This window comes from Escherichia sp. KTE159 (genome assembly GCF_000408805.1).
Lineage (GTDB): Bacteria > Pseudomonadota > Gammaproteobacteria > Enterobacterales > Enterobacteriaceae > Escherichia > Escherichia marmotae.
The window spans coordinates 1-7,567 of record NZ_KE137297.1 but is presented as its reverse complement, the minus strand read 5'-3'; the positions used below and the strand labels follow the sequence as shown (position 1 = coordinate 7,567).

General features: G+C 48.3%; 3 protein-coding genes and 5 pseudogenes. 4 read left to right on the top strand and 4 right to left on the bottom strand.

Features of this window, described 5'->3' with window-relative positions:
- Positions 1 to 809, top strand: an 809-nt coding sequence (locus A31E_RS00005; protein WP_016249643.1) for a F4 family fimbrial subunit, incomplete at its 5' end; no start/stop codon positions are given.
- Between the two features lie 183 nt (positions 810 to 992).
- On the opposite strand, the pseudogene A31E_RS25075 reads toward A31E_RS00005, so the two are convergent.
- Positions 993 to 1,813 (bottom strand): annotated as a pseudogene (locus A31E_RS25075) (IS256 family transposase); the annotation flags it as partial.
- A gap of 270 nt (positions 1,814 to 2,083) precedes the next feature.
- Positions 2,084 to 2,926 (bottom strand): annotated as a pseudogene (locus A31E_RS25070) (IS110 family transposase); the annotation flags it as partial.
- Between A31E_RS25070 and istA the strand changes: the two are divergent.
- Positions 2,907 to 3,799: pseudogene (istA, locus tag A31E_RS0123475) on the top strand (IS21 family transposase); the annotation flags it as partial. The pseudogenes A31E_RS25070 and istA overlap by 20 nt on opposite strands.
- 24 nt (positions 3,800 to 3,823) lie before the next feature.
- Positions 3,824 to 4,489 (top strand): ATP-binding protein, encoded by a 666-nt coding sequence (locus A31E_RS00025; RefSeq protein ID WP_016233065.1) that lies wholly within the window; start codon positions 3,824 to 3,826, stop codon positions 4,487 to 4,489.
- Positions 4,490 to 4,555: 66 nt separating this feature from the next.
- On the opposite strand, the pseudogene A31E_RS0123470 reads toward A31E_RS00025, so the two are convergent.
- A pseudogene (locus A31E_RS0123470) lies at positions 4,556 to 4,900 on the bottom strand (transposase); the annotation flags it as partial.
- Positions 4,901 to 5,157: 257 nt separating this feature from the next.
- Positions 5,158 to 6,172 (bottom strand): annotated as a pseudogene (locus A31E_RS00030) (IS110 family transposase).
- Positions 6,173 to 6,799: 627 nt separating this feature from the next.
- Between A31E_RS00030 and A31E_RS00035 the strand changes: the two are divergent.
- Positions 6,800 to 7,336 carry a fimbrial protein gene (locus A31E_RS00035; RefSeq protein ID WP_024193634.1) on the top strand — a complete coding sequence of 179 codons (537 nt, stop codon included), beginning with the start codon at positions 6,800 to 6,802 and terminating at the stop codon, positions 7,334 to 7,336.
- Positions 7,337 to 7,567 lie beyond the last annotated feature (231 nt).

Below are 7,567 nucleotides of genomic sequence, written 5' to 3'. Positions count from 1 at the left end.
GTTTTATGAAAAAGACTCTGATTGCACTGAGTGTGGCTGCCTCTGCTGTAGTATCCGGTTCCTCAATGGCAGCTGTAGGAGAATGGACGCCAGGGGGTGAAGGTGGTTCATTCGAGATGGGTGGGACTTTAGCTATTACAGGAACAAGTACAAATCCGTGGGAAGTCAAAGTAGCTAATGCAGTTAGCGGTTTGACTGGGGAACTAAAAGCAGGTGAGACCGAAGCAACCATTGGTGTTTTGAGTAAACATGCTTCTGTGTTGAGTATTCGTACTATTGCTGAGCAAGCATTTAACGGTGCGAATGGGATTACTCCGCAGATTGACTATGGTGAGGCAGTTGATTTAGATTCTTTTGATGCAGGCTTAACCAAGTTGACATTGGACGTTTACAATGACGCATCACAGAAAATTGGTGTTATGAAAGCCGATTTTTTTGCTGGCGCAGTATATTCTATGAATGATCGTGGTTATAAGGGCGCGTATTCTCTTATGGCTTCGGAAGCTGGTCAGGCATTTTATGGTGGTGTAGCCAAGTCGAAGGGGGGCTCTTTAGGCTATAATAGCCTCACTAGTAAAATGATGGAAATTGACCATACAGCTTTAGAACATTTTGATGTTCAAGGTGCTCCTGTGGTAGACACTGCTGATACAGGTACCTTTAAAACACCATATGTAACCTATAGTGGTGCTTATACTTCTGCGATTCCCTATGGAGAGACGTCAATTAAAATAACTCTTGACGAACCTATGGGGAGTGAAGATGTTAACTGGCATGCATCTTTGCCAATTATTGTAACCTATGCTTAATTGTTGAATTTTGAATTAAAAACATTAACCTGGCTATCAGGTGAGGTTTTAATAACAAACATTAAGTATTATAATGCAACGAATATTGTATTATTCGTTGCATTTATAAAAAATATATAAATGCGGCTTTGTTGAATAAATCAGGGTTGGACTCTGTACACGATTCTGTGTAAATGCCTTTTCTTAAAAGTGACCGTCAAGACGGTCACCAAACTCGATAATAAAGCGACTCATTGTCATTCGGCAGTCCCTCAACGGCATCGTCCATTTCTGGGACGCGGCCTGAATTGCCAGCCACGCCACTTTTTTTACTGACTCGTCCATCGGGAACTGCTTGCATTTCCTGATGGCATGCCGGATCACATTGTTCAGCGACTCTATGGCGTTCGTTGTGTAGAGCACTTTGCGGATATCTGCCGGATAAGCGAAAAACGTCGCCAGGTTAGTCCAGTTTGACAGCCTGTTCTGGCTTATCTGCGGATAACGGCAGTCCCAAGCCGCAGCGAACGCTTCCAGTGTCTGTTGGCCTGCCTCTACCGTGGGAGCCTGATAAATGGCTTTCAGATCTCGAGTGACGGCTTTGTAGTCCTTCCATGACACGAAGCGTAAGCTGTTGCGCACCATATGTACGATACATAACTGGATGCGGGCCTCCGGATATACCGTGTTGATGGCGTCAGGGAAGCCTTTCAGGCCATTTACACAGGCGGTGAGGATATCGTCAGACCACGGTTTTTCAGTTCAGTCAGCACATTGAACCAGAACTTCATTCCTTCATTTTCGGCCAGCCACTTCCCCGGGAGTTTTTTCTGACCTTCGATATTGATGCCCAGTGCCAAGAACACCGATTTGTTGATGACGCGACTGTCCTGCTGAACTTTCAGGATGATACAGTCAAGATAAACAGCATCCAGTGGTCGGTTTTTCCATTCGACAACCTGCTCTATCACAGCATCGGTGACCTTTGATATCAGTGCTGGAGAGACATCTGCGTCATACAGCTTATATGAACACATCCCGTTTGCAAGGCATCTATTGCTCTGACATCGACGGATAGGTTGTAGCTTTATATTCGGCTTTATTGCAGCCATAAAGCTGCGAACCCTTATGTAATTCGCTGACTCACACCTTATTTCTTTGGCGAGCTTTAAGCTCTTGGCTGTATTCAGGTTTAGTGAATCCCGGTCTTACCTGTCTTTGTCATAACGCTGGCCGCCAGAGCAACCTTTCTGCATTCACTTTTTTTAAGCGTTAACATTTATCGGTATCACCGATTAATATGGCTTGATACTAATATGATCCTTGTCGTATTTATGGCCATGAGCGGCTATTGTCCATACAGTCCTAGCCAGCTTGTTCGCCACCGCGACTATGGCCACACTGGTCGGACGCCGTTTCTTAAGTTCTGTTATCCATGGCCCCGGTTCTTTGACCATCAATGCTGCCGCCCTTGCTCCGTGAATAAATAATGTCCGGAGATAGGTATCATCACGCTTGCTTATTCCCAGTAGTCGAATCTTCCCTCCAGAGCATGACTGTTTTGGCACCAGACCGACATAGACCGCGAACGCTCGCCCAGATTTAAACGCCGATGCTTCTCCCATAGTGGCGAGTGCTGCCGTAGCGATTAGTGGCCCAACGCCCGGTATTTCCATCAGTCGCAGACAGGTTTCATTCTGTCGGGCTACACTGTGAAAGGCCATCGATCAACATGTCCAGCTCACTCAGTCTGTTATACTGGTCTTCCTGTACGGTGATGAGATGTGCTGGCAGCCTCGCTTTCATTCGCTTCAGCGCCACCTAGACTCCCGGACCATCGCTGCCCGGCCTTTGTAAATGGTTTCACCGAACTCCAGCAACGTACCGTGCAGGGCATTAATCTGCGCGGTTCTGAACTTCACCAGTTGTCTGCGCGAGCGGTGTAGAACCAGTACCGACAACTGTTCTTCTGTCTTAACGGCGATTTCCTTACCGGGTTGCTGTACCGCTATCCAGATAGCCCGCGCATCCATCACGTCACTCTTGTTACCCATGACAAACGCTTTAACGAAACGGGTCGGTAACAACCGGACTTTGTGCCCCTGCTTTGTTAATTCACGAGCCCAGTCTGAGCCGCCAAAATATACGCTGCGTCCTGCGTTACTTCACTTCTGGATGAATACCGGGACTATATTCGTCAGCGCATCGCTGATGCCCCCCTTATAAAATTCTTGCGACGGTTATCGCCCGCGAGATCATTGAGCTGGGTTATCGTGGTGGCATGACCATCCTGAGAGAGTTCATACGTTCACTCGCCCCCCTCAGGAGCAGGAGCCTGTTGTTCGCTTTGAAACTGAGCCGGGACGGCAGATGCAGGTTGACTGGGGTACTATGCGTAACGGTAAATCACCGCTTCATGTGTTCGTTGTCGTTCTGGGATACAGTCGAATGCTGTACATCAAGTTCACTGACAACATGCGCTATGACACGCTGGAAGCCTGTCACCGTAATGCGTCCAGCTTCTTCGGTGGCGTACCGCGTGAAGCCCTGTACGACAATATGAAAACAGTAGTGGTTACCAGACCGGTCAGCACCGGTTCCATCCATCCCTCTGGCAGTTCGGCAAAGAGATGGGCTTCTCTCCGCGGCTGTGTAGCTCCTTCAGGGCACGGACTAAAGGCAAAGTGGAGCGTATGGTGCAGTACACCCGCAACAGCTTCTACATCCCACTAATGACTCGCCTGCGTCCGTTGGGGATAGCCGTTGATGTTGAAACCGCCAACCGCTACGGCCTGCGCTGGCTGCACGATGTCGCTAACCAGCGGAAGCATGAAACTATCCAGACCCGTCCCTGTGATCGCTGGCTCGAAGAACAGCAGTCCATGCTGGCTCTGCCGCCAGAGAAAAAACAATATCACGTACAGGTAGACGAAAAACTGGTGACCTTCGACAGGCAGCCACTGCATCATCCGCTGTCCATCTATGACACGTTCTGCAAAGGAGCCGCATAATGGTTGGTTCAACATCAATAGTTGATGGTTCTCGCCGAACAACTGCAACTGGACAGTCTTATTAGCGCAACACCGGCGCTGTCGCAACAGGCTGTGGATCAGGAATGGAGCTATATGGACTTCCTGGAGCATCTGCTTCATGAGGAAAAACTGGCCCGCCATCAATGTAAACAGGCGATGTATACCCAGATGGCGGCCTTCCCGGCAGTAAAAACGTTCGAGGAATATGACTTCACCTTCGCCACAGGTGCCCCACAGAAGCAAATCCAGTCGTTGCATTCACTGAGCTTTATAGAATGCAACGAAAACATCGTGTTGCTGGGGCCATCCGGCGTGGGAAAAACGCATCTGGCAATAGCAATGGGATATGAAGCGGTATGTGCGGGTATCAAGGTTCGCTTCATAACGGCGGCGGATCTGTTACTTCAGCTGTCCACCGCGCAACGCCAGGGCCGCTATAAAACAACGCTTCACCGCGGCGTAATGGCGCCGAAGCGGCTTATCATCGATGGAATAGGCTATCTGCCGTTCGGGCAGTGGGATCAGACGTTTGCCGGTGATGCGGCGCTAACATCCGCGATGCTGAACCGGATCTTACACCACTCACACGGTGTTCAAATAAAAGGAGAGAGCTATCGACTGAAACAGAAACGAAAGGCCGGGGTTATAGCGGAAGCTAATCCTGAGTAAAACGGTAGATCAATATTAGACCGTCGGTGGAGATGTAAGTGGATCACTTTTTACCCGTCGTTGACAACAGATAACTTTATGTGTTTTCGCATCAACAGCTAGATGCAGCTTTCGCCTGATATGGCGACGTTCTTTGCCGTGTTTTTGGGCTTTCCACTCACCTTCGCCGAAGACATTCAGTCCTGTGGAATCAATCACCAGGTGCGCGTTCTCATGCCGGGTGGGTGTTTTAAAACAGACGTTAACCGATTTTGCTCGCTTGTTGACACTTGTGTAATCTGGGCAGCGCAGCGGGACACCCATCAGAGCAAAAATGGAATCAATAAAACCCTGTGCTGCCCACAGGGGCCGCCGAAATACACGTTTAACTACCAGAACAGTGGTTATGGCAAGATCAGAAGAGCACTGAGGTCATCCCCTGTTTGCAAGGCTAAATAGGTAGTGGTGGCTTTACGAGTCATCGATTGCCGCCATAGTTCCGGACTTTGCTGAGATGGTGTGAAACACCTCGGTCCCTGATGGAATACTCTGATGGAGACCTTATCAACAAAGCGCTCTTTCTGGAGCCTCGAATAAAGCGTGTTTTCTCCATCAAGGTCTGACCTGCCATCACTTCATGCTTGCCTGAGCAATTGGAGGTGTTGTTTCTATCTTACTGATTCAGATACTTAAGCATTCATCACTGGTGCACAGTACTCCAGGTCTTTTGCCAGGAGTGCACATACCGTCCGCGTATTCTTATTAGCCAATGTTACCGAGGCAATGTTGTTATTCCGACGTTCTAGGAACCGGCTGCCCCATCCTGATACGACATCCTGTCTATGTTTGGCTGACTGCAACACAACTCTCGTGCCGTGAATAAGTAAGATTCGTAAATAAATATCGCCTTGTTTGCTCTTATCCCAGGTAGGACTTGTTTGCCTCCACTGGAATGCTGGCGTGGAACCAGCCCTGGCCGGGCAGCCAGTTATCGGCTATTTTCGAAATTGCTGGCGTTGCCGATAGTCGCAATGAGTGCTGTGGCGGTGACAGGGACAATTCCTGGGATCTTGCTGATAAGTTGACACAATGCATTTTGGCAGTAGTACTGCTGAGTGTAGTTACGACATCAAACAGATATGTCATGTGGTGTTGTAACAGACTCAGCTGTACACGGAACAGAGGTGGCAACGCATTATTGGCATCTTCCAAGATCTCAGGTAACCGCAGTTGTAGTTGCTGGATCCCCCGGGGTACGACGATGCAAAATTCAGCCAATAATCCCCGCATTTGATTCCGCCTGAGCGCTCCGTTGCTTGATGAAGGTCTGGCGGCTCCGGTGAAGTGCCAATACAGCTTGCTGCTCAGGGGTTTTGACTGGAACGAACCGCATATTGGGTTGCGTGGCGGCTTTGCTGATAGCCTCTGCATCAGTAGCATCATGCTTATTAGTTTTGACATAGGGCTTGACGAACAGAGGGCCATCAGTTTGACGTTATGGTCCATCGATATTAGTTTACCGGCCAAGAAGTGGGCAGAAGCATAGGTCTCCGTGCCAATCAGGCATAGAGGGATATTGGCAAAAAAAGAAAGCATTTTGGCTCTTTTGAGTTGTCTGTTAAACAACTGTTTGCCGTGTTCGTCAATTCCGTGGACCAAGAAAACATCTTTTGCCAAATCGATGCCGATAGTCTTAATGTTCATGATGGTCGCTCTGCTCAAGTAGCGACGGTTTATCGTCTCACTGTGGCACTGGATGTCGGGGCGACCATTCCATTAACAAAGCCTATTTTGACATGTGGTCACTTCTGACTGAGAGCTTACTCATTTAGCCGTATGTCCACAATTGCTGGGTAAGTTCAAAGAACTACGGGGCGAGGGAAGAATCTCGCTGTTATATTTTTGACTATATCGAAATGTTTTATAACGGTAATCATCGGCATGACTCAGGCGAACAAATATCGTCGATAAAAAATGAAAGTTAACATTATCAACAAACTGAGAGCATCAAAACTATACACAGTGATTCAATTTCTGCTTATTAATATATTTGTATTGAGGGGGTATTGTGGTCTTGTTTTAGGATGGTCAACGTACTGTGGTGGGAGATGTATTATTATCTTTGTGTGATGTGTGAATTTATTTTATTAAATCTCCATATTCTATGTGTAAGTTTGTTTTATGTGGTTACATGAGTTATTTGTATGCACTTCATGTTCTGTTGCTTATTTTTTCGCATTGTGTGTTTTTTTTAGGGATGAAGAGACGATAATTAACTGCAGAGAAGACAATTGCATTGTGGTTAGAGGTTAAATGATTGTCCTGAGATATATGCGAGCGCACATATATATTTTTTTATTTTCTTTGTGTGGGGTGGGTGAGGCTTCCACACAGAGAATTGTTTTTAGCGCAGACATAGTAGCTTCAGCCTGTCATGTGGTGGTGGATGCGGACAGCAACGGTAACAGCGGTCGGTTGACATTCGGAACTTACCGCAAGTCCACGGAGACGCCTGTGCCACCACGAGATTTCACGGTGCGCCTGTATGAGTCTGGCGCCACGATTCCGGGATGCTCAGCCTTTCAGGCAGGGCGGAGCGCCACCTTGGATTTTGGCAATCCCGGCCAGTTGGACGCAGGAGGCGTGGTCACTCGTGGTGCCGGTGATGGTATTCGCGTAGATGTGCGGGCTGTGGATACACAGGCTGATTATCGCGGACGTCTGACACAGGGCAGTCATTCGGTAAATTACCCGGTGGATTTTGCCGCTAAGGGACAGTTCCGTTTTCGTGCGCAGCCGATATTTCCGACAAAGGTGAAGGCGGGGGAATACACGGGAGCGCTGACCTTTGTGGTCACGTATCAGTAACGGATAAAAGGATTGTATGTGTAAGAAAGAAGGCAGTCGCAGAAGCAGTTTCATCCGTGTTTTTCCGTCGGGTCACACTTGCGCTTGTTGTATCAATTATTGCTTTCGCCAACGCCACAGGTGAAGCTGCGTGACCGTAAGAACACACCACTGGGCTTTGTGGCTAACAATGGTGTGCTGATGATTAACACGGTGGATGCGCCGGGTGATATCACCCTGGGGCAGTGCCGG